Source organism: Lysinibacillus sp. FSL M8-0355, assembly GCF_038008985.1.
Classification (GTDB): Bacteria; Bacillota; Bacilli; order Bacillales_A; family Planococcaceae; genus Lysinibacillus; species Lysinibacillus fusiformis_D.
The window spans coordinates 3,024,288-3,049,978 of the sequence record NZ_JBBPAI010000001.1; the positions used below are offsets into that span (position 1 = coordinate 3,024,288).

General features: G+C 36.7%; 20 protein-coding genes. 1 reads left to right on the forward strand and 19 read right to left on the reverse strand.

Going from position 1 to position 25,691, the window contains the following annotated elements; translation table 11 throughout:
• Positions 1-259: 259 nt before the first annotated feature.
• The 4 genes from MKY46_RS14660 to MKY46_RS14675 all read right to left on the reverse strand — a co-directional run bounded on the left by MKY46_RS14660 (position 260) and on the right by MKY46_RS14675 (position 4,768).
• Positions 260-820, reverse strand: coding sequence for a DUF4303 domain-containing protein (locus tag MKY46_RS14660; RefSeq protein ID WP_036126892.1), 561 nt, complete (start codon positions 818-820; stop codon positions 260-262).
• 31 nt (positions 821-851) lie between these two features.
• A complete protein-coding gene (locus MKY46_RS14665) occupies positions 852-2,843 on the reverse strand; it encodes an RHS repeat domain-containing protein (RefSeq protein WP_340834643.1) in 1,992 nt (663 codons plus the stop codon).
• A gap of 192 nt (positions 2,844-3,035) precedes the next feature.
• Positions 3,036-3,887: a hypothetical protein gene (locus tag MKY46_RS14670; RefSeq protein WP_036125854.1), complete on the reverse strand. Its 852-nt coding sequence runs from the start codon at positions 3,885-3,887 to the stop codon at positions 3,036-3,038.
• Positions 3,884-4,768 carry an RHS repeat-associated core domain-containing protein gene (locus MKY46_RS14675; RefSeq protein ID WP_340834646.1) on the reverse strand — a complete coding sequence of 295 codons (885 nt, stop codon included), beginning with the start codon at positions 4,766-4,768 and terminating at the stop codon, positions 3,884-3,886. The genes MKY46_RS14670 and MKY46_RS14675 overlap by 4 nt, the downstream gene beginning before the upstream one ends.
• A gap of 169 nt (positions 4,769-4,937) precedes the next feature.
• Between MKY46_RS14675 and MKY46_RS14680 the strand changes: the two genes are divergently transcribed.
• Positions 4,938-5,474: a hypothetical protein gene (locus tag MKY46_RS14680; RefSeq protein WP_340834648.1), complete on the forward strand. Its 537-nt coding sequence runs from the start codon at positions 4,938-4,940 to the stop codon at positions 5,472-5,474.
• 85 nt (positions 5,475-5,559) lie between these two features.
• On the opposite strand, the gene MKY46_RS14685 is transcribed toward MKY46_RS14680, so the two are convergent.
• The 15 genes from MKY46_RS14685 to MKY46_RS14755 form a co-directional block, all read right to left on the reverse strand.
• A complete protein-coding gene (locus MKY46_RS14685) occupies positions 5,560-6,099 on the reverse strand; it encodes a hypothetical protein (protein ID WP_036127217.1) in 540 nt (179 codons plus the stop codon).
• Between the two features lie 14 nt (positions 6,100-6,113).
• Positions 6,114-8,087: an RHS repeat-associated core domain-containing protein gene (locus MKY46_RS14690; RefSeq protein WP_340834651.1), complete on the reverse strand. Its 1,974-nt coding sequence runs from the start codon at positions 8,085-8,087 to the stop codon at positions 6,114-6,116.
• Between the two features lie 357 nt (positions 8,088-8,444).
• On the reverse strand, positions 8,445-8,792 hold the full coding sequence (locus MKY46_RS14695) for a hypothetical protein (RefSeq protein WP_340834653.1): 348 nt from the start codon (positions 8,790-8,792) through the stop codon (positions 8,445-8,447).
• Between the two features lie 666 nt (positions 8,793-9,458).
• The gene (locus MKY46_RS14700) at positions 9,459-9,995 is read right to left on the reverse strand and encodes an RNA 2'-phosphotransferase (RefSeq protein ID WP_036116838.1); all 537 of its coding nucleotides are present in this window, start codon (positions 9,993-9,995) and stop codon (positions 9,459-9,461) included.
• Positions 9,996-10,080: 85 nt separating this feature from the next.
• Entirely contained in the window at positions 10,081-10,335 is a 255-nt protein-coding gene (locus MKY46_RS14705) for a DUF7660 family protein (RefSeq protein ID WP_036116835.1), read from the reverse strand.
• A 39-nt stretch (positions 10,336-10,374) separates the two neighbouring features.
• Complete coding sequence (locus MKY46_RS14710) at positions 10,375-15,876, reverse strand: DUF6531 domain-containing protein (protein ID WP_340834655.1); 5,502 nt, start codon at positions 15,874-15,876, stop codon at positions 10,375-10,377.
• A gap of 29 nt (positions 15,877-15,905) precedes the next feature.
• Positions 15,906-16,304 (reverse strand): DUF4280 domain-containing protein, encoded by a 399-nt coding sequence (locus tag MKY46_RS14715; RefSeq protein WP_051891603.1) that lies wholly within the window; start codon positions 16,302-16,304, stop codon positions 15,906-15,908.
• 76 nt (positions 16,305-16,380) lie between these two features.
• A complete protein-coding gene (locus MKY46_RS14720; RefSeq protein ID WP_051891604.1) occupies positions 16,381-16,878 on the reverse strand; it encodes a hypothetical protein in 498 nt (165 codons plus the stop codon).
• Between the two features lie 24 nt (positions 16,879-16,902).
• The gene (locus MKY46_RS14725) at positions 16,903-18,000 is read right to left on the reverse strand and encodes a pentapeptide repeat-containing protein (RefSeq protein WP_036120165.1); all 1,098 of its coding nucleotides are present in this window, start codon (positions 17,998-18,000) and stop codon (positions 16,903-16,905) included.
• A gap of 15 nt (positions 18,001-18,015) precedes the next feature.
• Positions 18,016-19,527 (reverse strand): phage baseplate assembly protein V, encoded by a 1,512-nt coding sequence (locus MKY46_RS14730; RefSeq protein WP_036120168.1) that lies wholly within the window; start codon positions 19,525-19,527, stop codon positions 18,016-18,018.
• Positions 19,527-20,165 carry a hypothetical protein gene (locus MKY46_RS14735; RefSeq protein WP_036120171.1) on the reverse strand — a complete coding sequence of 213 codons (639 nt, stop codon included), beginning with the start codon at positions 20,163-20,165 and terminating at the stop codon, positions 19,527-19,529. Before MKY46_RS14735 ends, MKY46_RS14730 begins: the two co-directional genes overlap by 1 nt.
• 66 nt (positions 20,166-20,231) lie before the next feature.
• Positions 20,232-21,005 carry a hypothetical protein gene (locus tag MKY46_RS14740; protein ID WP_036120174.1) on the reverse strand — a complete coding sequence of 258 codons (774 nt, stop codon included), beginning with the start codon at positions 21,003-21,005 and terminating at the stop codon, positions 20,232-20,234.
• A 38-nt stretch (positions 21,006-21,043) separates the two neighbouring features.
• On the reverse strand, positions 21,044-23,632 hold the full coding sequence (locus tag MKY46_RS14745) for a molecular chaperone (RefSeq protein ID WP_051891607.1): 2,589 nt from the start codon (positions 23,630-23,632) through the stop codon (positions 21,044-21,046).
• An 80-nt stretch (positions 23,633-23,712) separates the two neighbouring features.
• Entirely contained in the window at positions 23,713-24,408 is a 696-nt protein-coding gene (locus MKY46_RS14750; protein ID WP_036120178.1) for a hypothetical protein, read from the reverse strand.
• Positions 24,399-25,670, reverse strand: coding sequence for a normocyte-binding protein (locus tag MKY46_RS14755; protein WP_340834659.1), 1,272 nt, complete (start codon positions 25,668-25,670; stop codon positions 24,399-24,401). Before MKY46_RS14755 ends, MKY46_RS14750 begins: the two co-directional genes overlap by 10 nt.
• Positions 25,671-25,691: the final 21 nt, after the last annotated feature.

A 25,691-nucleotide genomic window follows, 5' to 3' on the forward strand; every position in this document is an offset into this window, starting at 1 on the left:
CTGTTGGAAGTGCTCAGAATCTTCGGTGATCTTGTATAAAAATTCTTCAAGAAAGCTGACAATATTCTTTTGATTATCATAAAAAGGACTTTGTTCACTGTCTGTTAATTCTATTGAAAAAAGCAAAGACTCCCATCAAAAGAATTTGTGTATATACGTATATGGCACCATATGAAAATAGATAGTTTCCCTGTATTAAACCATCTTCTTCTGGATACCCTTGTTCATCAATTTGAGTTCATTAGGCATTCATCAGTTTTCATTCCCACCTTTTCAAGAATTCCCTACTAACATTTTCTGAGTTCAACAAGCCCGCAGAATAATTCTCAACCATTTCTGTTCTTTCGTCATCAGAAATTGATATAAATACTGTAATGTCATCTTTTTTATGTCCAAACAAGCCTTCATTCCGTAATATAAGTAATGTTTCAGTCATCGTTTCATAAAATTTCTCTTCAAACTCCCTAAAACTACTATCTTTAATGGTTTCTCTCTTCTCAGCTAAATAGTCTGATACTAATTCCATTTCACTCTGTTCAAGGTCGCTATCATCATACTCCCATTCAGCAGGAACCCACTTGACAGTTTTATATAAGATTTCATCCTTTATATTAAATGACTTCCCTTGAGAATACTTATGATATTTTTTTTCCATTTTTTCATAAGTATTTATCGCTAAAAATACTGTCATAGCATTACTGTCTGTTACCAAACAAGTAGCATAGATTCTCTCCTCTCCAATAACCTTTTTCAATTCTTTAAAATCGTTTCTAACTGCTATGACCAACCTTTTTCCAAATTCATCAAAAAATCCCTCCACGGACTAAAGACCTCCTCGATTGTAGATTCATTTACTTACGTTTTGAACATTTATCAAAAACTTTTTTACCAATAAATTGTAATTTTTCCTCCATTATTTCTTGTGCCTTACTGTCAGTAATCACTCCTCTGGATATTCGGCTTTGTAATACTTTATCTACTCTCTTAAGATTTTTTAAAACCTTCTCCGCATTTTCTAATGTATGAACACCTTTAATGTTAGAAGCCCACATTAAATTTGCTAAATTCCTCTCAACATCAATTCCGTAATTTCGAAGTATCTGTTGACTTGCTGAAACTACAGGACCCCTAGCATCACGTGCAAAACTTCCTTTAAACACAATATGATGCCCATGAGGCTTTATTAAATCTTCAGGCTTATTTATCCCAGCATTAATTAAGAGCCCACCCCAATTAATTAACCCTAACGGATCAATCCATAAATTTGGATCACAGACATAACCATACAACGTAGGATTATCCCCCATAAGTCCAATCGGGTCAATTTGGGTATAATTCCCTTGTTCTGGGTCATAGTATCGGAATCGGTTATAATACAAGCCTATTTCAATATCTTCATACTGCCCTTGATATCTAAACGGAATGAAATCTTTCTCACCCGTAAATTCATTCACTCGCCCATACACATCAAGCTCAGCCGACCAAACCTTATGACCTTGTTCATCATAAGCTTCGACAGGTGTTCCTAGATAATCACTAATAATGCTGTAGTATCTGTCATTCGTGATTTTTGCAGAAGGGACAAAGCCATCATTGAATACCCATGTCACTAGATTTTCTGCGATATCGGCTTCTGTCTGTGAGGCATTTTCCAATGTATCAGAATTATCCTGTGACAAATACTCATGCAGAATCTTATTGCTATCCCACACAAAATGAGTGGCTCTATCTTCAGAACGCTTCTCTATCCGCCTACCTAATGAATCATACTTGAACGTAACTTCTGTCTTGTCTGGCTTCATGACCTTCGCCATCATTCCATTGCCATAGTACTCATACTTCCACGTATCACCATTCTTTTCGACTTTCTCTACGAGATTTCCTTCTTCATCATAAGAGAATTGGGCATCTTTCGTTTCAATTAATCTACTACCAGCGCCATAGATACGATCTTTTTTGTCTTTTGTTTCATACAAATTTCCGACATCGTCCACGCTACGGTATAAGAAATCAAATTGACCGCCTTGATTAGACCATACGAGGTTACTAAATTCGTCGTAACCGTACGTCACTTTTACACCCGTTAGCTCATTGACCATGCTGCGTAATTGGTGATTCACATCCCAATTATACACGCGTCTTCGCGTATCGCGGTTTTGACTACTTACACGATGATGTGTCGGTCTACCTGTTATATCATATTGCCATTTACTAATAACATCCCCTGGTAGGATTCTTTCAATCTCTTGTCCGAGTTCATTGTACTGCATCGAGGCTGTCCACTGGGCTTGCTCGGAGCGAAAGGCAGTCATTTGTAAGATATTGCCCAGCTCATTACGCATAACATCGATTTTGGCACCAAGGCTGCTTGTTATTTGGGAGCGATTGCCTAAGTCGTCATAGCTACTGGCAATCCAATGGTCATTTTGCCACTCTTTGATGACTTGCTCAGATGGGTCTCGTTCTAGCTTGACGGTTACATGCTCATTTTCCATTTCTTGTAATGAGCCATTTTTGTCATAGCTAAAAGTTTCCCACGTACCATCATAGTAGTCAGAGCGAATAATATTTCCTAGCGCATCGTGCTGATACGCTGTCCAACGATTTCCTGGCCGTTGCATCCGTTGCACGAATCCTGCGAGGCTTCGCTCATACACTTTTTCCATGTTATCAAAGCCGTTTTCCTTGATAATATTGCCTTTGGTATCGCGTTCAAAGGTGTATGCTTCACCTTTTTCATTGATAACAGCGGTGAATTGCTCCTCTGTATCATAGGTGAATTGGACTTTCTTGCCACCTTGTTTGCGGGATGTTAAGCTGCCTGCCAAGAATCGTATAGTCAAAGACGACTTGCGTATACTGAGTCTTCGAAAAAACAACAAAAAATTAAAAGGCCTGATTCAGGAATATTATCCGAATTCAGACCTTAGCTTCCTTCTTGATTCATTTTTGCTGAACTTGAGTGTTACCCTATTCCCTTTTTGATAAAATAAATTCCTCTATATTTTAGTTTCTAAAGAAGACAATATAATGGTTTATTTCTGCTCAATTCTTACTTTTGCACCTAAAGAAATAAAATATTCAGCTAAAACTAAAGTATTTTCCCCATATCCCTCAGCTATTAGAAAACCATTATTATTTAATCGGTTTCGTATTTCAACAAGTGATAGTCCTGTTTCTTTTTTTAATGCTAGGATCACTTTTGATTTATTTTCACCTGGATCTTCAAGATACACAAAAATTTTTTTCACTTTTTCTATAATTCTTTGTTCAGTTGGAGCAAAATTCTCTTTTGATTTCTCAATAGGGAGAAACTCGCATATGTTCTTAATTTCTCCATCACTTAACTTTGCTTTCCACTCTTTCTCCATTAAATCAAAAAAGTTTGATTGATATTCACCGCTTTTATAGTATCTATCATCATGTTTATCAAGCCAAACAGATAAAAAATAGTCAAATTTTTCTAGTGAATCTACTAATAGTTTTGGTGAAAAATCTCCTCCAACATAATCGTAATAAATTGGAGTTTCAACTTTACTTATATCGGCAATCACTGGATTTCCACTCCAACTGGAAATAATAATCCAATTTTCATTCCATTTCATTGTCTTTGAAACATCTATCCAACCTTTATCTTCTCTAATATACCTGTAACCTTCTAAAGCAACTAATAGATTTTCCATACCAAATATATAGAAATCGTTAGTCCAATAAAACATTATGTCTTTAGATTTTGGTAAATCACTATACCATTTTAAAAGTCCTGGGCTTAAAATTGGGAGTTTGAAAATTTTTCTTAATTCCTGTTTTGTTTCTGTAGATGTTCCTAAACATTTTATCTTATTGGCATTTTCCAGCTTAGAAATTGAACGAGCTAGGTACTTCATCGTTTTTTACAGCTCCCTTCACTGTTATATCTATCTATCATTGCTTGGCGATCAATTAGTCTACCAGTAGTAGCATTGGTATAACTTCCTCTATGTCCTCTCTCTCCATATAAATGTTTATTGTATCCTCCACCATGTTTAGCATTAGGTAAAAATCTAATATTTCTTGGATCCCCCTTCCAAGCATTCCCTAAAGCACCGTTTTTATGATTAGTAATATGATGCCCTGTATAACCACTCACTTTTCCACGGCTTTTTAGTTCTTCTATTTCTGCTTCATTCCAAGGGTGAGTTCCATGCCCTGTTTTTCCAACCAAATCTTTTTCTAATTCCCAAGCACGTTCTATCCCTTGATAATACGATCCATTTATTGGTGTTACTTTTGTAGGTTTATACATAATTAAGTTCAATTCTGATAAATTCACACCTGGTAGCATTGGAAATTTTGGGGCTAAACCAAATGTATCAATTGAATTATTTGGGTTCCCGACATATCCATACAAAGTAGGATTCCCACCCGCAAGCCCAATCGGGTCAACCTGCGTATAATTCCCTTGCTCTGGGTCATAGTATCGGAATCGGTTATAATACAAGCCAATTTCTACATCTTCATACTGTCCTTGATAACGGAATTGAATAAAGTCTTTCTCACCTGTAAATTCTTTCACTCTACCATATACATCAAGCTCAGCCGACCAAACCTTATGACCTTGTTCATCATAAGCTTCGACAGGTGTTCCAAGATAATCACTAATAATACTGTAGCTACCTTTATTCGTGATTTTTGCTGAAGGGACAAAGCTATCATTGAATACCCATGTCGCTAGATTATCTGCGATATCGGCATCTGTCTGCGAGGCATTCTCCACTGAATTTTCCAATGTATCAGAATTATCCTGTGACAAATACTTATGCAGAATCGTATTTCCATCCCATACGAATTCGTCAAAGCTCGACAGATATTATCCATAAAATTGTTTATTTAAATTAACTGTATTATCCAATATTAATATGGTAAAATTAAACAAAAAATATTGGAGGAATAATAAAATGATGCCTTTTGAAGAGAACATGAGAATTTGGAATGACACCTTAGAGGAAATTAGTCATCCTATTTATAAATCTATTTTAAATAACTTCCATACAGATGTGATTCAAGAAATTTCACTTAACATCCAAGCTGGTATTGTCGAAAAAGATTTTGATTCAATTATGAAATATTCATTACAATACATATTACGATCCCTTTTCATTCAAATTAAAAAATCAAAAGAATGCGAATTAATGGCATTAGTTTTTGGAGATAAAATATACGATGCGTTTGAAAAGCTACTTCTTATGGATGCTATTGATATTTCTTACCATATAGATGATTTTATTACCGAGAAAGAAATGAAGGAAGAAGGTATTACTGTGGAAGACTTAGACAACTTTCTTAATATCATTGTGAATTTTAATGAAAAGCAGTTTGCAATATTAAAACTTACTAACTCTGTCTGTGAGCTGGGAGAATTAACTTTTTTGAATCTAGACACTTCAGATACATTCATTAATGGTAACCATTATAGTGACTATGAAGAGAAATAATTCTCTTCATAGCATATTAGGTAATATAAAAAACAATGAAAATAATGAATTTTTAAAGTAACCCTCACTTATCCTATTCTAATTTTCACTTAGCTGTCCCTATCTCCTCAAAGTACAATCCATTAATTTTGTTTTCTTCAATAAAGTCTATAAACTTTTGAGTACAATAATAGCTTGAATTAATTTTAGTGTCTCTAAATATAATTTCATTTTCTAAACTTTCTAATTTAAATCTGATGTTCTTGCTCCGCATCATTTCAAGGGATTCCTGCAAATCTAAACCATCAAAATTAATTGCTGTGACCACATTTGTTACATTTATATAAATATAATCTTCTGAAATACCTTTGATTTTTATTGGGAAAATTTCTATAATGTCAGAAAATTTTTCAATAAAAAGATTTTTAAATTTCGCTTTTATTATTAATGTATCTCCATAACAGCGTGAATCAAAATCTAACAATTTTCCTCTTGTATGTTTATCTTCAGAGATTCCAAAAATCTCTTCTTTCCAATCCAGAATAATTTTTTGTCCCGTAAAACTAGAAAAAAGACTAATATCCTCCTCATTCAAAAAAGTTAGATCTTTAAAACTAAAATCATTCTCTATTTTAAATATTTTCATTATAAAATCCCCTTTCACCAAATTTTAACGTTGAATAATAAATCATTCCTTATATTTTCTAACTCAGTCAAGACTGCCTCTCTTGCTTTCGCTCCGCCCAATTTTTCAGCCATGTCTAACCTATTATAAACATTTTTAAAATATTCGTTGGTATGAATTACTCTATGATAAGCACCAGGTTGTAAACTATTTGGATCTACATGTTTCAAATAAACACCATTTTCTGCACTGTTGACATCTATCTTAAGTCTTTTCAAGATTTCTCTTGTTCTTCCTGCGTGTACGTTTGAATGATCCCCCGCTACAATATGATGAGCTGCTGAACCTTTATACTTATGCCAAGCACGTTTCATGTACCCTTCATTCTTTCTTAACTCACGATTAGCTTTGTTCATATTTTTTCTTAACTCTTTAGTACAAGAAAGACCAAAAATATCTATTGAGTTATTTGTATCTTGTACATATCCATATAAGATCAAACCCCCTTTAAGCCCAATGGGATCCTTTTGTGTATACATACCCTCAGTTGGTGAATAATATCTAAATCTGTTGTAGTAAAGGCCAGTTTCTTCATCCTCGTATTGCCCTTGATATCGGAATGGTATAAAATTCTTGTCACAGGTAAACTCTTTTGTCTGACCATAAATATCTAACTCATTGGACCAAACTTTATTACCATTAGTATCGTAGGCTTCAGAAGGTGTACCCAGATAATCACTAATAATACTATAAATCCCTTCTCTTGTAATTTTTGCAGAAGGAATAAATGTACCTTCATTGAAAATCCAAGTTATAAGACTATTATCAATGTTAGTTTTACTTGAAGATATATTCTGAATATTAGTTTCACAAGCATCGCTACGTTCATGCCACTCATGCAGAATCGTATTGCCATCCCATACAAAATGAGTCGCCTTATCCTCAGAACGCTTCTCTATCCGTCTACCTAGCGAATCATACTTGAAAGAAATTTCTCTCTCGTCTGGACGAATGACCTTCGACATCATCCCATTGCCATAATACTCATACTTCCACGTATCACCATTCTTTTCGACTTTCTCTACGAGATTTCCTTCTTCATCATAAGAGAGTTGGGCATCTTTCGTTTCAAGTAATCTACTACCAGCGCCATAGACACGATCCTTTTTGTCTTTTGTTTCATATAGATTGCCGACATCATCGACGCTACGGTATAAGAAATCAAATGGACCACCTTGATTAGACCATACGAGGTTACTAAATTCATCGTAACCGTACGTCACTTTTATACCCGTTAGCTCATTGACCATGCTGCGTAATTGATGATTTACATCCCAATTGTACACGCGTCTTCGCGTATCGCGGTTTTGACTACTTACGCGATGGTGTGTCGGTCTACCAGTTATATCATATTGCCATTTACTAATAACATCCCCTGGCAGGATTCGCTCAATCTCTTGCCCAAGTTCATTGTACTGCATCGAGGCTGTCCACTGGGCTTGTTCGGAGCGAGAGGCTGTCATTTGCAAGACATTGCCCAGCTCATTACGCGTGACATCGATTTTAGCACCGAGGCTACTTGTCATTTGGGAGCGATTGCCTAAGTCGTCATAGCTACTGGCAATCCAATGGTCATTTTGCCACTCTTTGATAACTTGCCCAGATGGGTCTCGTTCTAGCTTGACGGTTACATGCTCATTTTCCGTTTCTTGTAATGAGCCATTTTTGTCATAGCTAAAAGTTTCCCACGTACCATCATAGTAGTCAGAGCGAATAATATTCCCTAGCGCATCGTGCTGATACGCTGTCCAACGATTTCCTGGCCGTTGAACCCGTTGCACGAATCCTGCGAGGCTTCGCTCATACACTTTTTCCATGTTATCAAAGCCGTTTTCCTTGATAATATTGCCTTTGGTATCGCGTTCAAAGGTGTATGCTTCGCCTTTCTCATTGATCACAGCGGTTAATTGTTCTTCTGTATCATAGGGTGAATTGTACTTTCTTGCCACCTTGTTTTCGAGACGTTAGGCTGCCTAGAATCGTGTAATCAAAGGCAACTTGCGTATGGCTATCTTTCGCAAAAATAATATCGTCATAGGCATTGTACTTTAATTGAACGTCGTTACCATCGGAAAGGTTGGCTCGTACAAGGCGATTCAAGTTATCATAACCAAACTAATAATCGCAATCTCCTCGTTCACCAAAAGACCTAATTTTCGATATTAAATACTCATCGCTAAAACAAAATAATAGAAAATAGGCTTGTTATGACATGAAAAGTCATGGCGAGTCTATTTTCTATTTGTACATGGGCTTCATTTTTACTTTTCTAAACTGACGTCTTCTTTTTGAGAATGACCCTATCCTTATCGCCATCTTTTGCTTGAATATTGCTCGTAAAAATTATCAATATTTTCCTGACTTAGTATTTTCATATCATTAAAAAGACTATCAAGAATATCTTCAGCAATCACTACGTCTTCTACACAACCTGTATTCTTTGCCAGAAGTTCTACCGCTACTTTTATTACATCCCCTTTGTTTGCTTCAGATAGAGTACTATCATTATAAACTTGAATTATTAATTTTTTTATTTGTTCTTTAGTCTTTTTGTTTTCAATGTAATCTTCCTCTTCACTTTTGAATTGCTCATTGTAGTAGTTCTTTAAAGAATCTCTAATTTTGTCGATTTCACTTCGATAATCTATTTTCATAATTTAACGGCACCTTCCCTTTTTATGAATAGTATAGGCACTTTTATGTATTTCACCTTGTACCAGAACCTCAGCATCTTTCTTTTCATAGCTATATGCTGGATTTTTAAACGTTTACCTGTTTGAGGATCAATCTCATTAGATACATCAAAAACTTTGTTAAAGTCTAACTCATCAGTATCAATAGCAATAATTGTATTTGATTGTCCATAAAACTCAGCAATACGTTTCTTTTTCGTAGTTGATAAATATGGGGTCCTCAATTTACCATTACCAATATGCTCCTGAATTGTAAAATTAGCAGTACTATTTTTAGGAATAATTGGCTTATTATTTGAGACTCTTGGGCATTAGTTAATGCTCGATAAACAGATATCCATCCAAGCGGGTCTAATTGTGTATTTGTATCTTTTACATATCCATACAAAGCCGTTCCGCCACTTAACCCAGTCGAATCTATCTGTGTGTACGTGCCAATGCTGGGGTCATAATAGTGGAAGCGAGATTAGTTTTTAGAGATAAAATAAGTAATGCGTTTGAAATATCAGGAAATAGAGAAGGAGTATATTACTACTAACAATAAAAACACATGCACATGGGATAATACCATATACATGTGTTTTATTTCTCTGCTACATATTGTAGATTTCTGTACTGTTAATATTTTTAGTAGCTGATAAAATCATACGATATAGCATCTGCTAACCATATCGTTTCATGCGCAAAATAAAATTTCACACCATTTTTATATGCATCTTCTGAATTGATTTTTAAAACTATAGGGGCAGTGTCTCTCCTTTTACCTACTAAGATAGCTGTATGAATGTCTTCAGATAAATGAACATATTGCCTTGTTTTTGGAACCAAGCCATTCTTTATTATTGACTCAAGAAAACGACGACTAGTTCCATGATAAAGTGTACTAGGTGGCTTCATTTCCTTTTTTTGAATTTTCATAGGAGTCGAATGTCCATAAAACGCTCTTATTTTATCATCTAAAATTTCGTAACGCTTCTTTTCTGACTTCTCAATCATTTTTTTCAAATCATCAATCTCAATGCGAGACCATTTATCAGATTTTCTTAATGATTCTAACAATTGATCAACTGAAACCCACCCATTAGCATCTAACTCTAATTCATACTTTCCCGGAGAATGGCGTAGAGCATATGCCACCTCTTTACTAAGTTTATCATAATTCATTTATCTTACAGCTCCTTGAATCCTTAAATCCAACCTCTTTTCCATTGCTTTTGTCCATCTGGCAATATTTTTTAGAGTAGACTTTTTACTCATAGATTTTACCCACATACAACATATTCGCCAAAAAGTTCCAATCGATATTTTTAGGTGTATCTAGACCAGAATTTTCATAGAATCCTTCCATGTCTTCCATCCAACCCTCAATGGCTTGAAGGAATAAATCTATAGATTTATTCTCCCATTCATCTCTATTCTTTTTATAATCAGCTGATAATAAATTTACAAATTCTAAGAACTGTTGCTTATTTGAAACGCTTTCAATTTTGTCAAACCAATCCATACAATTCTCCCCTTTCAATTTTTACTATCAATTTTACTTTTATTTTTTCTTACAAATTACTTGTCTAGTACCATCTTCCATCTTCAGAACAATTGATGTTCCTCCATTCTTAGTTGACATTTTACGCCATTGATCCTTCACCTGTCTTCTACTAGCCCAGTTTACTGGAATTTCATCAATATTTGCTAGTCTAAATGCGGCAAGTCTTCTATGATCTAGCGTCCATATCTTACCATCCACATCTTTCCAAACGTTTACTGTAGGCAAATCACTTACTTTAAGTAAACCATTTTTTAATGATGCGGCATTTTCTAAAACTGTAAATGGACCTGTACTATTTTTGATATTGCTCTGCATAAAATAAATTTCATTCGGATTTAACGAAAGAGGTTTATCTCCTGATAACTCAGTAAAATTAAATTTAGGTTTTGGCTTTAATCCTAATGGGTCAATTATAACATTCGTATCCCCGACATAGCCATACAAAGTAGGATTACCACCAGCCAGTCCAATCGGGTCAACTTGCGTATAATTCCCTTGCTCTGGGTCATAGTATCGGAATCCGTTATAATACAAGCCTATTTCAATATCTTCATACTGCCCTTGATATCTAAATGGGATGAAATCTTTCTCACCCGTAAATTCCTTCACTCGTCCATATACATCAAGCTCAGCCGACCAAACCTTATGACCTTGTTCATCATAAGCTTTGACAGGCGTTCCTAGATAATCACTAATAATGCTGTAGTATCCGTCATTCGTGATTTTTGCAGAAGGGACAAAGCCATCATTGAATACCCATGTCACTAGATTTTCTGCGATATCGGCTTCTGTCTGTGAGGCATTCTCCACAGAATTTCCCTGCGAGAAATACTCATGCAAAATCGTATTGCTATCCCACACAAAATGAGTGGCTCTACCTTCAGAACGCTTCTCTATCCGCCTACCTAATGAATCATACTTGAAAGTAACTTCTGTGAGATCTGGACGAACGACCTTCGCCATCATTCCATTGCCATAGTACTCATACTTCCACGTATCACCATTCTTTTCGACTTTCTCTATGAGATTGCCTTCTTCGTCATAGGAGAATCTGGCATCTTTCGTTTCTAGTAATCTACTACCAGCGCCATAGACACGATCTTTTTTGTCTTTTGTTTCATATAGATTGCCGACATCATCGACGCTGCGGTATAAGAAATCAAATTGACCGCCTTGATTAGACCATACGAGGTTACTAAATTCATCGTAACCGTACGTCACTTTTATACCCGTTAGCTCATTGACCATGCTGCGTAATTGGTGATTCACATCCCAATTGTACACGCGTCTTCGTGTATCGCGGTTTTGACTACTTACGCGATGGTGTGTCGGTCTACCAGTTATATCATATTGCCATTTACTAATGACATCCCCTGGCAGGATTCGCTCAATCTCTTGACCAAGTTCATTGTACTGCATCGAGGCTGTCCACTGGGCTTGTTCGGAGCGAGAGGCAGTCATTTGTAAGATATTGCCCAGCTCATTACGCGTGACATCGATTTTGGCACCGAGGCTGCTTGTTATTTGGGAGCGATTGCCTAATTCATCATAACTACTCGCAATCCAATGGTCATTCTGCCACTCTTTGATCACTTGTCCAGATGAATCTCGCTCGAACTTTACTGTCACATGCTCATTTTCAGTTTGAATTAACGACCCATTTTTGTCATAGCCAAACGTTTCCCAAGTATCATCATAATAATCAGCACGGATGACATTCCCTAGACCATCATGCTGATATGTTGTCCAACGATCACCCGGTCGTTGAATTCTCTGAACCAATCCTGCTGGACTTCGCTCATACGTTCTTTCAACCTCATCAAAGCCAATTTCCTTGATGATATTCCCTTTCGTATCGCGTTCAAACTGATACGCTTCGCCTTTTTCATTGATGACAGCGGTTAACTGCTCCTCTGTGTCATAGTTGAATTTGACTTTCTTTCCACCTTGTTCTCGGGATATTAAACTGCCAAGAATGGTGTAATCAAAGGCTACTTGCGTATGGTTATCCCTTGCAATAACAATATCGTCATAGGCATTGTACTTTAATTGAACGTCGTTTCCATCTGAAAGATTTGCCCGTACAAGGCGATTCAAGTTATCGTAACGGAATTTTTCTGTAGCCCCTAGCGGATTGGTCGTTGATGTACAGTTACCACGACGGTCATATGTCCATGTGGAACTCGTCCCGTCTGGCAATGTCACCTGACTCAGGTTTAGATCAGCATCATAAGCTAAGCTTACCACATGACCTTGCGCATTTGTCACTGTTTCAATCAAACGATGCTCATTATAGGAAAATTCCGTTTTTGTATCATCCTCTAAAATAGTTGCCTGTAATGTACCGTCCTCATTATAGATCCATTGACGACTTCCACCCTCTGCGTTCACTGCCTGAATCAATCGATCCTTGTCATCATGTAGCGAGGATAATGTACTGCCATCAGCTAAAGTCATCTTTATCGGGTTTGCCCATTCATCATAGCTGAATGTTGTTGTGCGTCCATCTTCATCTACTTCTTGCAGTAATTCAAAGTCCTCATTATAGTCATAGCTGACCTCACTACCATCTGGATGAACAATTTTTGTACAGAGATTATCTTCATTAAAATAGTAATAGCTTTTATGGCCTAAGCTATTTGTAATTTCGTTATAGCCCTCGTGATATGTAAGCTCACCTGCAAGAACATTGCCATCTCCCCATGTTTTGACTACTCGTGCCCCTGTCGTTGGACCATCATAGCGCCAGAAGAAGCTATTTTTATTGCGATCTATTTTTTGCATCATGAGATGATTCACATATTGTATATGCGTACTTTGCCCTAATGCATCTTGGACTTCGATTAAATCTTGGCCATCGTTGTAAACATAGCGAACTAAAACTTCACGACTCATCTGGTTACGTAGGGCGACTTCTGTCATTCTGCCCGCTTCATTGGTCGTAACGTCTAATACTCGCCCTACACTATCCGTTACTTGAGATAAGAAGCCTTTCAGGTTATATGCAAATTGAATATGATGCTCTTGCTCATTTCTTACTTCTTTTAATCGGTATGTTGTCTCTGTTGTTTGTTCAAATACATAAGTCAGCCGTGTGTCATGCTCAAATAAATGATATTCCTCACCTGTATTTTTCAGGGTCATTCTATCTTTTTTATTAAAATATGACAAATTTATTGGTAAAATTGGAAATCCTACTGCGCGACCATCTGTCACAACAATCCCAATCAGGTCTTCTTCCTCAAATATCTCTAAGGCTAAATCATATATAAAGTGCATACCATGACCTGACAAGCCAACACGACTACTATCACTGTACCAAGCACGTTCCCATGATAGTGGGATAGGTCCAGGTAGTTCAAAATCGACACCTTCATAAATCATACGCCCTGTGATTAAATCAACAGGTTCAAAGCCCTTTTTACAGAATTTATCACTTAATCCTTTTGTACAATTAAACTTCTTTAATACCCCATGATTAAATTTCGTCAGCTCTGTTTTGGCCATAGCCTTCATACCGTCTACTGCCTTCGAAACAGCTAGCACTTCATCCATCGAGGCGATAACTTTATCCGCGGCTGTCTTCACGCCTTTAGAGCCTTTGTTGGCTAACGCCGAAACTGTATCTAGCGTTTGTGATACTTTTGTATAGGCCGCTTTCAACCCTTTTACTGCTTTTGAGGCATCCACTGCCTTATCCGCAGCCTTGGCGGTTTTACTTGCTGCCTCTGCTACTTTTGCGGCTTTATTGACCTTGTAAGCAGTTTTTGCTGCATCGCCCACTATTGGAACTGCGCCCACTAAGTTCATGGCTGCTCCCATATAGTCTCCTCTTGCCAAGCTAATACCTGCATTCGCAATATCTGCAATGGTCCCGATACCCGGAATAAATCCAGCGACATCTAACGCTAAACTAACATTATCAAGCAGCTTACTAAAGAAGCCTTTTTTCTCTTTCTTCTGCTCTGCTTTTTGTGGGAAAATGACGTCCACTTTTGTTGTAGCTTCGATTGCTTCTTCATTTAGCTTCGGTGGTTGGCTTTGCTTCTCCGTACCCTCTTGATCAATCAGTGTACTAATTAACTGCGTGTCAGCTGCAAGGATTACATGACTTTGCTCCTTCGCTGAAATAGCAATCCATTCCTCCGCCTCTACAGATAGCTCTTTCATTCCACTTATTTCAAGTGTTTCATCTGCCGCTAGCATGATGGTACTGTTACTTTGAAATGTTACACCTTCTCCATCATCCATCTTAAGGTCCAAAACGCCATCTACTGCACTAAAGGTAATATCTCCAACACCTAATGTCATATCTTTTCCCGCGTTGGTCGCTAATGATTTCACGGTCGTGTCTGCCATTTTCTTCGTTTGTTTTTGTCCACCCTCAGGTGTGGCTGGATTAACGCGTACCGAGCTAATCACAATGGCATCTTCTTCCACAGCACTTGGAAAATGTAATTGGGCACGTGCACCTTTTTGCGGCATTAAATACATCACACCGTTAGCATCTGCTGAATAAGCAAACCAGTGCGCTTTTTCTTTATCCTGTTTTTTATCGATATCTAAATGAATTTTAACGGTGTTTTGCGTGACATCAATAATCTTTCCTGTAAAAGCTGCCCCAATCAAATCTAAATTGCGTACCAATCGTTGGCGAATACTTTTCTCTGGTTGTGCAGTATATTGAAACTTTAATACACCATCATCAAGATGGACTTCTCGAACCGTTATAATATAGGGCCTTCCCTTTAATTGCACCGAAGTGCCTAGCTCAAAGGCCTCTGTGCTTTCAAACTCACAAAATGTATAATCAGCTTCGCTTACATCCGAACCATCATTTTCTGTAATCAACCGATACGTATCGACATCCATACGTAATATGGAAGGAAGATGATCAATCGTTATGCTTTTCCTGCTTTGAGGTGTACCAAACCAGAATCGTGGACCCTTCCCTTTTAGGTCAGGAAAAACAACCGCATGTAGATTGGAGGCCATTCTTTTAATAAATGCCCAATCCGTTTCCAAATATTGAATCGCAATATGACCAATGGTTTGACTATTAGAGGCATGGTCAATGTAATCCCCATGAGGATAGACTTCCACAATGTTATCCATTAACTCCACATATGTCATATTTGCATCTTGAAAAGAACGTGAGCGCTTCTCAATATCCAGATTTGCTGTAAATGACACTGCCTCTACTGTGACCGTGTGCACACCTTGAGATGCCTGTAACTCTGCATTTTCAATTCTTCCTGAGAACAATATGCTCTTATCTCGTCCAAATTTCACAACAATCTCATCTGTATGACTAACTCGCTGAATATACTTTTGCGCTTGCTCTTCAGCAATCATTCCGGTAAAGGACAACCTCGCATGATCATTACCTTTATGTTTTATTGTTAGTTTGTCTAAATGAATAAGTGGATAAGGCCATTCGACTACAAGATCCTCATACGTACTAATCATGTGGACTTCTTTTTCTCCTAGCGCTTTCATTGCTTACCTCCTTTCAATCAATCTATTCTTTAAAAACCTTGTTTCGGTATTTCTAAGTCCTCTTGCCCATCATGAACAATATCGATTTTGCCTCCGCCTGCAGAGCATTGCGTATGACAACGATTAAGTAACGCTTGCTTCCCCTCGATATTGACATTTTCCATCCCTTCCATCCAGTCGATGGAGCATACAGGTGTACATGGTTTTTTCAACTTTAAGCAAACACCAAAGGTTGGGATGTTATCAGGGTTTCGATCCCCAACATTCATTACAGCTTTCTCTTTAATATAAACACCATGATCTTGCGGCAAATTTAAATAATTGAGGTGGCTACCATGCTCACAGGCAATGATTGCGCCATGTACTACATAACTAAATTGCTCTTGTTCCGAACCTTCTGTCTCCAAATTTTCTACAACTTGAGCCATTAAATATCCTTCCCTTCCTATCATTTGTAATAAATTTCCGCTTTAACAGTACATAGCAACAAATGATTTATTAAAATTACTTACTTTCCAATCTTACTCGCTGCAACTGAATCCCAAGAAAGGGGCGTCGCAATATACTTTCTGCTACATCTAAATTGATGACGGTGAAAGCTTCCTTTTGGCCTGCGACTTCAAAAATACAATCCAGTTCCACTTTCTTGGGGTCTATCACTAGCTCTTTTATTCCTCCGTCAGGATAATAAGCGGTTTCATGAGAAATACAGTCCTTTTTCACTATATCCATAAGCCAATACACGCGCTGTGTCCCTTTCTTGACATCCGTAAAGACAATAGCTGTAAAACCTAAGTTATCCTCGTATTTCATTAACAGCGCTTTTAAATCATCAGACACGATTCTTCGAGGCTTGTCTAAATAATCTAGATATACCGCATTCTCTTTTTCTACCACTTCCCCGAATACAGAAGAACAGACAAAGTTTTCATCGAGGTCCGTTTTCAAAGGGATGATTGGATTGAGAATGCTTAGATCTTGCCGAAGAATAAAATATTCCATCTTTTCCTCCTGTATCTATCAGTGCTAATAAATCCAATGAACATCTTTCATCTGTTCTGCGCTAAATTGATACTTCTCTTGATCACGTTTAAAGAAGGTAGCCCCCTTTAAATTAGCACCTGTAAAATTGGCACCTTCAATCTGCGCAAAGTCAAATCTCGCATTTTCCAAATTGGCATTACTGAAATCAGTACCGAGGTAGCATGCCACTTCCCCTCCGGAAAGCCTTAGCGTTTTTCCTTGAGCATAACTAAAATTAGCGCCTACCAAATTGGCATTTCGAAAATCAGTATCTTGAATAGCTGCATAGGAAAAGTCAACATTCTCTAAACCACAATCTACAAAGCTAGTACCAACACAAATACTTTGCTTCAATGAAGACCCTGCTAAATCACAACTGTTAAAAATTGCGTAGGAAAAATCCATCTGGTTAAAATTTTTCTGTTGTAATGGTAGGTTTGAGAAGTTTTCGAATGTATACGATTTGTCCATCTCTTTTTGCTCTAACCATGAGAGAAGGTTTTTATCCACCCGTTCTCGTTCGTCAATGATAGCAACATCCTCACTAACCCCTTTGTACTCACCAACACGAAATCGCAAGCACTCTGCTCGTTGAAAATGGAGTTCAGGTACGCTTTCCTTTTGATAGCGAAAAAGATAGCGAACCAATTGAATGATATACTGATGAAATAGAACTACTATCTTTTGAAGAATCCCTCTAACATCAGCTGCTTGAATCATGAGATACGGTTTTCTTTCTTTCTCAAGTATCTTTTGTAAATCAACCATTGCCTCACTAAGCCATGTTGCTTCATAATGTGCTGTACATTCGACCCAATCGAAGTACCATGCTTCACCATATGCCTCTAGCAAATACGTACACTTGTTTTCTAGTAATGAGGTTCGCAGCAAAGAAAGATGAATAAAGGCAATTGGTGCTAACTTTCCCTGTCTTTGCTGATCTCTAATATTCGCAAACAGCTGTTCAAGTGAGTAAATGATTGGCTGTAGCAAAATTTCCTTGTTTTGGCGAAACTGTCGATCAACTTTCTCTTGCAATCGGCTGACATGAACTGAAACGCATTCATCCATAAAATGCTGTAATGCTTCTTCTCGTTTCATACATTCACATCCTCACTAATTTGCTCGTACTTCTGTTCCTTTAATTTCCATTTTATCTTCCATCTTGATTGAATTTTCTTTACAGGTCATCTCAATTTTCTCGTTCGCATTAATCATTATTTGTTTGGCATTAATGACCACTTTATCTGTAGCTTTTAAGTTAATATTCTTATCACTTATTATCGAAATACCATTATCATCCATCAGTGAAATCATCAATCCTCCACCCGATATGACGATCCGATCAGGTGCAAGTAGAATTTGTTTTCCATGCTTTGTTCTGAGTGTTTTTACATCTGGATCAGCCATACGTCCTGGATCTTGGCGACTATCCTCTGGTGGTGTGGCACTTGACCCGCCACCCCCATCTTGACTAGTTGGATTAGTTGCTGCTAACATCGTATTTGATTGTGGAGGCGCTTTTGAAACAGAGCTAATCGCAATCCCTTCATCCTCATGATTGCTTGGAAAATAGATTCTTACATTATCAGATAGCTCCGGCATAAAATACCATCCTGTGTTATCTTCTGATGCATAAATTGTTGAATATGGAAACCAATAGGCCGTATCCTTTTCTTGCCCCTCATCAAAATCGACATGAATACGAATTTTGTCTCCGGCAACATCAATTACCTTTCCTTGAATGGAAGCACCAATAATAGCTTGATTATAGGTAGTGTGGACACTGAAACCGTTCCGAGGTGTTAACGTATAAATATGCTTGAACAAGCCATCTTTTAAAGTTGAAAAAATTTTATAAACATACAATTTTTTAGATTGGAAAGTAACTTCATTGCCTATTTTGAAGGATTGCAGCGATTCTACTTCATAATACATGTAGTCACTATCAGTAATACTTTCGAGATGATTTTTACTTGAGATAAGAAAATTGCCAATAGCCTTTTTAACCCGATAATTAATGGCCTCCATTTTCTTTGTGCTTCCAGCTTGAAATGGAATACCAAAATAAAATTTTGCAGATGAATGAACTGTATCTGGCACTAGACCTGTATGAAAACGCGAGGCCATTCGTTTAAGAAACTCCCAATCTGTCTCTATATATTGCATTGTAAAACGACCAATACTAGCTCCCTTTGTGACATGATCTATGAAATCTGCACCTTTTTGATCGGCAATACACACATCGATTAATTCACTGTATGGCATACTAGCATTTTGATAGGTTTGATTTTTTTTCTTAACATCTAGTAAATACGTATGTGAAACTGCTTTAACTTCCAAATAGTAAGTGCCCATCACCGATTTCACTTGTACATCTAACGCTAACCCATTAAAAATAGGCTTCGATTGACCATTACCATCTATTTGCAATACCTCTATAGATGTTTCTGCATCTGTCATATATACATAGGAATCTTCAAGTTCATCTGGAATTACACCCGTTAAATGCAATGTAGCATGATCGTTCATTTGTTGCGTAATTTCGATTTGATGGACGCGAATGTTATAGGGCATCACGATCATATCTTTATATGTTAAGGCTGTTTCATTTTTTATCCGATCCATCAAATAACACCCTCTCCATCTAATTTATTTTGGATTGAGATAGTTTCCATCATCCCATAAGCAATAGGTTTCCAAATATTCATCTCTTTCTTCAAACAATTTATAGAGCCCATCGTCACATTTTCGCCTACTATAAACAAAAACATTAAATTATAAATCTTGTTATCTAGTGCAGGTGTTATGAAATCAAAGTAACCAATTTGGACATCGTTCACTTCATTAAAGCCGATATCCAACATTTTTGTTGTTGGCTGCATTTTTTGAAGTATCTCCATCATCGTCTGTGTGAAATCTTCTAATTCCTCTGCTTTTATTTGTTGTTCCATGATTTTCAGCGTGACATTAATAGATGTACTTTCACTTGTATAGATGTAATCGGGTCTTCGGCTGGACGGATATTTAATATCCATTAAATCAGATTCCATTACTTCAAAAGCGGCTGGAATACGCATTTGGATTTGACCATCATAAAAGTCCATTTTCGTAAATTCGATTGTTTCATCTTCGATTATTAGCTGACCATCTTTAATCGCTTGAACAAGGTCCGTATGTAACAATTGTTTTTCTATGTTTTCCAATCGTTTCTTCTGCCTTGCTTGTTTCGTCATCTCAATGACTTCTTCATCCATGAAATTCATCTTTTACCACTCCTTTTCGTTCAACTCCTGTTTATGCCTAAACGTTGTTCACCAACTGAATTTTAGTTAATCGACTATCATACGCTTTGGTCGGTCTGGACTATGTCCTCCTCGACGACCACCGTTCTTTGATTCAGATAATATACGGTATAAATATTTATGAATTTGACTATTGGAAAACGCTTGAAATTCTAACTCTAATCGATTGCAAATATACATTTCAATGACATCTCGCTGTACCCGCTCCTGATTCAAACACTCAAAAGCAAAGGTAATATCATATACATTGGTTGGGCGATTTTTTAATAATTCCTTTGCGTAAAACTGTAAAACTTTAGGGTGGTATGTGCTCTCTTGTATACCTGCATACTGACAGTGCAGATAATTCACTGTATTGTATTCCGTGGCAAAATCTAAAAAATTATTTGGCTCGGATCGCAGCCTTGCTCCAGCCTTTAATTTAAAGCGGGCTATTTCTAATTCGTTTAGGGCAAGATTCAGAGACTCATCGAGAAAAATAGTGGCTGTAAAATCCGTGAAATCTAATTTATTCACTGCTTCAGCAAACTTTATTTTTATAATGGTTTCTTGCCCTGTTGCCTCATATGGAAGTTCATAGCTATTATGCAGTAGATAAAGCCTATTATTATGTTTAACGATCCCTTTTGTAATATGGATAATAGTATCTGCAATCGTAATATTGGCACCTGCTATAATGCCATTTGAATAATCCTGGAAATATAAATCTAAAAATTCCCTTGGATAATCGCGCAAGTTCTCCAGCATTTCTCTTTTTAAAATTCTGCCTTTTTGAAAATGTGGATATTGATTGGTAAACATCTGTCACTCACCTCTTTTATTTTTTGGCAGATGCCTACTTACTTTAATCCATCAAAGAAATCTAGCTCTGATAAATCTGTTTCAAAGGCAAAGAATTCCTTGCTCCCGATCATTAGCTGCTCCTCTTTCCTAGCCACTGGCACGACATGGAAGCCCCAATGATCCTCTCCTGCAAAGACAAAGAATTTAACCTCCCCATTGACGATTGAATCTGTTTCGTCCTGTGGAATTTTATCAAAATAATTCGATGCAATACTTTCATATAGCACAGGGACAAAATCCTCTTGACGATTAATATAAGTATACTTATGTGCTGCTTGAGGATCGCTTCCAGTTAGGAAAAATTCAACCTCTGTGACGCCCCATGGACGGGAGATAGTTCCATGAATTTGATTCAGTCTCTCTAGACTACTAATCAGAAGCTTTTCCTGACGATTATGAGTAAATGCACTAACCGTATACGGTACAATAGGTGCAGCATTTGTTACTTCCGTTTCGATCATGCCAATCTTTTTTGCATTTAAGTAGCGTAATGCGCCTCTTAAACAAGCGAGCTTTAATTCTGGCACTTTTCCAACATTTTCAGCCTTTTGTCTAAATTCAATGCTACGACCTGGCACAAATTCCTTTAAAGCCTCTCGAAAAGCGTCAATTCTACAAGATTGTCCTGTCAGCTTAATAATGGAATATTCCCCAAGCATGCCACTTTCATAAAAACCTTCTAAAAACTCTCGTACAATATCATAAATATCCGCCTTGATTAGGTGGTTAATTTCTTTAATATTGAAATAAACGTTTGGATAGTCATAAACATCTTTAAATTGGTGGTTTTCTAATAGAGATAAACACCAGCGATCTACCGTTGTGATATTCAAATCACTATCTTGCTGTATATCGCTTTCTGAGTAAAAGCGACTCCTAAGAATACCGGTTTTTCGGAAAAATTCTTTCTTCATTTCCTCGGCCATTTCCCATAAGAAATAATGATTATTACGAACCCTTAAATACTCATCACGCGTATGATTTTCATATTCTTTAAAACGTGTAGGGATAATAGACTCAGCATCCTCAAATGCCTTTTCAAATTGCTTGTAAACCGCCTCGACGCCATAATCATCCACATACCGATAAATATCCTTCCCTGGAATATCAATTAACGCATCGATGTCATAGGCATTTTTCCCACGACTATAATAATTCGCAAAGACAATTTTCATAAATTGAAAAATTCGATACGTAATATTATTACCACCAAAATTGGTATCCCCATTTTCATAGGTTGTATGAATATCAATTTTGTAGGAAATATGTCCGTCCTCTATTCGAAACTTACAGGATGAGAGGTCTGTTGTTCCCCCTCCACAATCGATTACTAGAGCCTTGTATTCCTTGCCATCCATAAAGCTCTGATTCTCTATTTGATTGGCTATCGTATTATAGAGCACTGCCATTCCTTCATCGAGAGCATGCTCAATTTCAATTTGATATTCAGGTAAAATGGCGTGAAACATATCTAAAAATTGAGTTTTCAGCTTAACAGGGCTTGAAATATGCAAATGTTGAAAGCGACATTTAAATTGATGCTCAGCCATTTGAATGATATAGAGTAAAAATTCTCTTAGGATTTGACTGCGTGGGATAACTGCTGTATTCCCATTCGCATCCATTATTTCCTCCAATTTCGCATAATTACTAACCCAACGTTTGATGCCCTGAAATTTAGTCGCTAATGATGTATAGCTATTTTTTTTCATAACCTTCAAGGCTTCATAGCCGAAATGATAGTTTATGTGATCAGCGTTTGAGCAATCTGCAACCGCAACCACTGTAGGCACAACTTCAATCCATTCATTTTGGTGTAGTGGGTCTGGGAATTGTACAAAATTGATGCTATTGAGTGTAATTCTCTTATTTAAAAGATCATGGCTACAAGGTGATGAGACATAATCGCTATCCAAAAATACACCAGCTGTTGTATTGGTTGTGCCAAAATCAATGGCAAGAATGGCATTGGTTGTCTCTAACTGTTTCATCTCTAAATCTGGTATTGGCACTTTGTAGTAATGTAGATTTGTTGGTGGGAGTGGCGTCTCCTGATAATATGTTTTATAGATATACTCTGAGTCTTGCTTTCGCAAAAAAATAAAGCTATAGTTCTTATTCTTTGTCTCGCGTATTCCTAGCGCTTGATCTGCCACTAAATAATAGCAATTCGCTTTTTCATCGTCTTTTACGATATTTAGAATGCCACATAACTCAAAATGCTCATTTACTAGTAGCACATTGGATTCTACAAGAAAGCCACCTGTTTCAATGAGGTATTGATCTGGCTTATCTATTTTCATGCCTTTATAGAGATTCATTTTGGCAGGTATTTTAATATCACCATTATCTGAAAGTGGTGTTTTTAAATACTTTTGCAGTGCCTCCTCGACTCTCTCAAAGCCCCCATCTTGATTTTCTTTAATCAATAGATGTTCTTCCGCTCCACGGTATCTTAAAATCTTCTCGATTAATTCGTCCCTAGTTAGCGTATTAATTAACCCTGTTATGAGCTTTTCTTTATAACAAATATTTCTAAGCTGAAAAGTGGTCATCTCCATCAACTCTACACGTGTATAGGTCATATATTTCTTTTCTGTATAACGCTTATTCGCATAAAGCTTATATGAATATTTAGTCGTCAATTTATACCCCTCCCCACTTTTTAATAAAGAGCTATTCGATCTAGCATCATCGTCTCTTCTACGTCAATGATGCCAAAATGGTATTGCCAGTAAACCTCCATCTGAAAGCCAATAGGTAAAAAGATTTCTTGGATTAGCTGAACTTTATTGATATTTTCTATTGTCTTTTTTTGATGAATGTAAAGCAGTAATTCATCATTTTCCTCTGATTTCACATAAATAAAACAATTTCTAAATATATTTTTCAGCGTGTCCTTTATCAGATATAATGCTTCTCCTGTTTGATAGAGTCTGAGCATATTAAGCGCAATAATTTCTTGCTCTTTCTTTGAAAAAGATTTGATTTTATCGCGAACCAGTTTTCCAAATACATTTGCTTCAATGTCTCTCAGCATAAAGCGAATATAATATTCCTTTTTATTCAAGCCTTGCATTCGATCAATTTCAGCTAAAAAATGCAATGTAATATCTAATAAAGCGTCTCTAAATGCTTCATCAGTCGTATGATCAGGATGAAAGAGATCTTTAAAAATATCGAAGTACCGATAATAGGGGTTTACTTCCACATGTTGCTCTATTGCCTGTGAATTTAATAGTTGTGGACTAAGCTCCATATAAGGTGAATAGATTTTGGCAAGATGAAAGTAAATATCCTTTGTTAAAAAGCCCTCTTCTTCAGCTTGTATAAGTAAATCCCAAATATAGTTCATAACCATTTACCTACACATTTATATTCAGTGAAATGCCTTTGGACTTCAGCAAGAAGAAAGCTTAAGACATCATTCGTCATAAAATCTCGCTCTTGTTTTGACAGGAATTGTAATAGCATCGTCTTTTTATGACTAGCATCTTCTGTTGCGTCTTTTAAAAATGGATGCACGAAGTGACGATTCTCTAAAAGCCCTTCCAAAATATCTATTCTCAAAAGTTCAAGATTGTCTGCTGCCTGAAAGGAGTTTATCAGTCTAATTATTTCTCCTTTTGTTGAAACATTGACATTATATTTACTAGAAAGCTTGTGCATAAAGTGTTCATTTCGCCGATTCGAGACTAGTTCATAAGTCAATTTACCTACTTGTTCTTTTTCTACTTTAGCTATTTTAAGTAGCTGCCATACTCCTGATTGATCCTGAGGTGAAACAATGGTTAATTCGCTATCTGAACGTTTTATATATCTAATATTGTCTTCTTCCGCATCAATGAGATAACCATGTTGAGTACCTGTTTTTCGTAACGATAAGACATGCTCATAATTTATTCGATCGATGGCCGGAAATGGAAAACCGCTATTCTTAACCTCGTGACGCTGAACATTCCAAAGCGGAACCATATTCAATCGTTTTTGCTGCTCATATTCCTCTAAATCAATCGTAACCTCGAAAATTTCTACATCCTCATTTAATGGTGGACAGCCTATCAGTATGACATCAATGAACTTACTCACAAAAGGATGATTGATTGTTTTCCAAGGTAGGCCATTTCTTTGGAAGATTGAATAAAGGTCTTTAATTTTTTGCAAATAGCGATTATTTTTGGTAAGACTCAGCTTTATTTCGACCAATCCCTGCGATGTAGCAAGATGACCATTGAAAATTCGTTGCTGTGCAAGTAAATGCTGTATTTCGATAGAATCACACTCTAAAAATAATGTCATGAGTATTGCAGGTTCATTATTTTTAATGGATTCAAGAAGCTTCTCCATGTCTATTTTTGTCTCTTCCAAATCTGTTGGACATATCGGAAACAAACAATCATGAATGGGGTCGACATCTTCTCGGGCACTAAGCGTTGTGTAAATGTCATATCTATTCTCGTAATCATCGATTTCATTAAAAATACGTTCTTCAAGCTTTTTGTTCATATCTTCTTGATAATCAATTAGATTTACAAAAACGCCACTTACAATATCCTTTAGTAATTGACGTTGCTCTAGATTTTCTATTTTTCGTAAACGTTCAAACATGAGCTCTTTTAACAATTTACTTTCCTTCTTTCATGA

Coding starts and splice junctions, on each gene's coding strand:
- MKY46_RS14670 (WP_036125854.1), bottom strand. CDS start 3,887: ATGAAGTACCTAGCTCGTTCAATTTCTAAGCTGGAAAATGCCAATAAG.
- MKY46_RS14680 (WP_340834648.1), top strand. CDS start 4,938: ATGATGCCTTTTGAAGAGAACATGAGAATTTGGAATGACACCTTAGAG.
- MKY46_RS14685 (WP_036127217.1), bottom strand. CDS start 6,099: ATGAAAATATTTAAAATAGAGAATGATTTTAGTTTTAAAGATCTAACT.
- MKY46_RS14695 (WP_340834653.1), bottom strand. CDS start 8,792: ATGAAAATAGATTATCGAAGTGAAATCGACAAAATTAGAGATTCTTTA.
- MKY46_RS14700 (WP_036116838.1), bottom strand. CDS start 9,995: ATGAATTATGATAAACTTAGTAAAGAGGTGGCATATGCTCTACGCCAT.
- MKY46_RS14705 (WP_036116835.1), bottom strand. CDS start 10,335: ATGGATTGGTTTGACAAAATTGAAAGCGTTTCAAATAAGCAACAGTTC.
- MKY46_RS14710 (WP_340834655.1), bottom strand. CDS start 15,876: ATGAAAGCGCTAGGAGAAAAAGAAGTCCACATGATTAGTACGTATGAG.
- MKY46_RS14715 (WP_051891603.1), bottom strand. CDS start 16,304: ATGGCTCAAGTTGTAGAAAATTTGGAGACAGAAGGTTCGGAACAAGAG.
- MKY46_RS14720 (WP_051891604.1), bottom strand. CDS start 16,878: ATGGAATATTTTATTCTTCGGCAAGATCTAAGCATTCTCAATCCAATC.
- MKY46_RS14725 (WP_036120165.1), bottom strand. CDS start 18,000: ATGAAACGAGAAGAAGCATTACAGCATTTTATGGATGAATGCGTTTCA.
- MKY46_RS14730 (WP_036120168.1), bottom strand. CDS start 19,527: ATGGATCGGATAAAAAATGAAACAGCCTTAACATATAAAGATATGATC.
- MKY46_RS14735 (WP_036120171.1), bottom strand. CDS start 20,165: ATGAATTTCATGGATGAAGAAGTCATTGAGATGACGAAACAAGCAAGG.
- MKY46_RS14740 (WP_036120174.1), bottom strand. CDS start 21,005: ATGTTTACCAATCAATATCCACATTTTCAAAAAGGCAGAATTTTAAAA.
- MKY46_RS14745 (WP_051891607.1), bottom strand. CDS start 23,632: ATGACCTATACACGTGTAGAGTTGATGGAGATGACCACTTTTCAGCTT.
- MKY46_RS14750 (WP_036120178.1), bottom strand. CDS start 24,408: ATGGTTATGAACTATATTTGGGATTTACTTATACAAGCTGAAGAAGAG.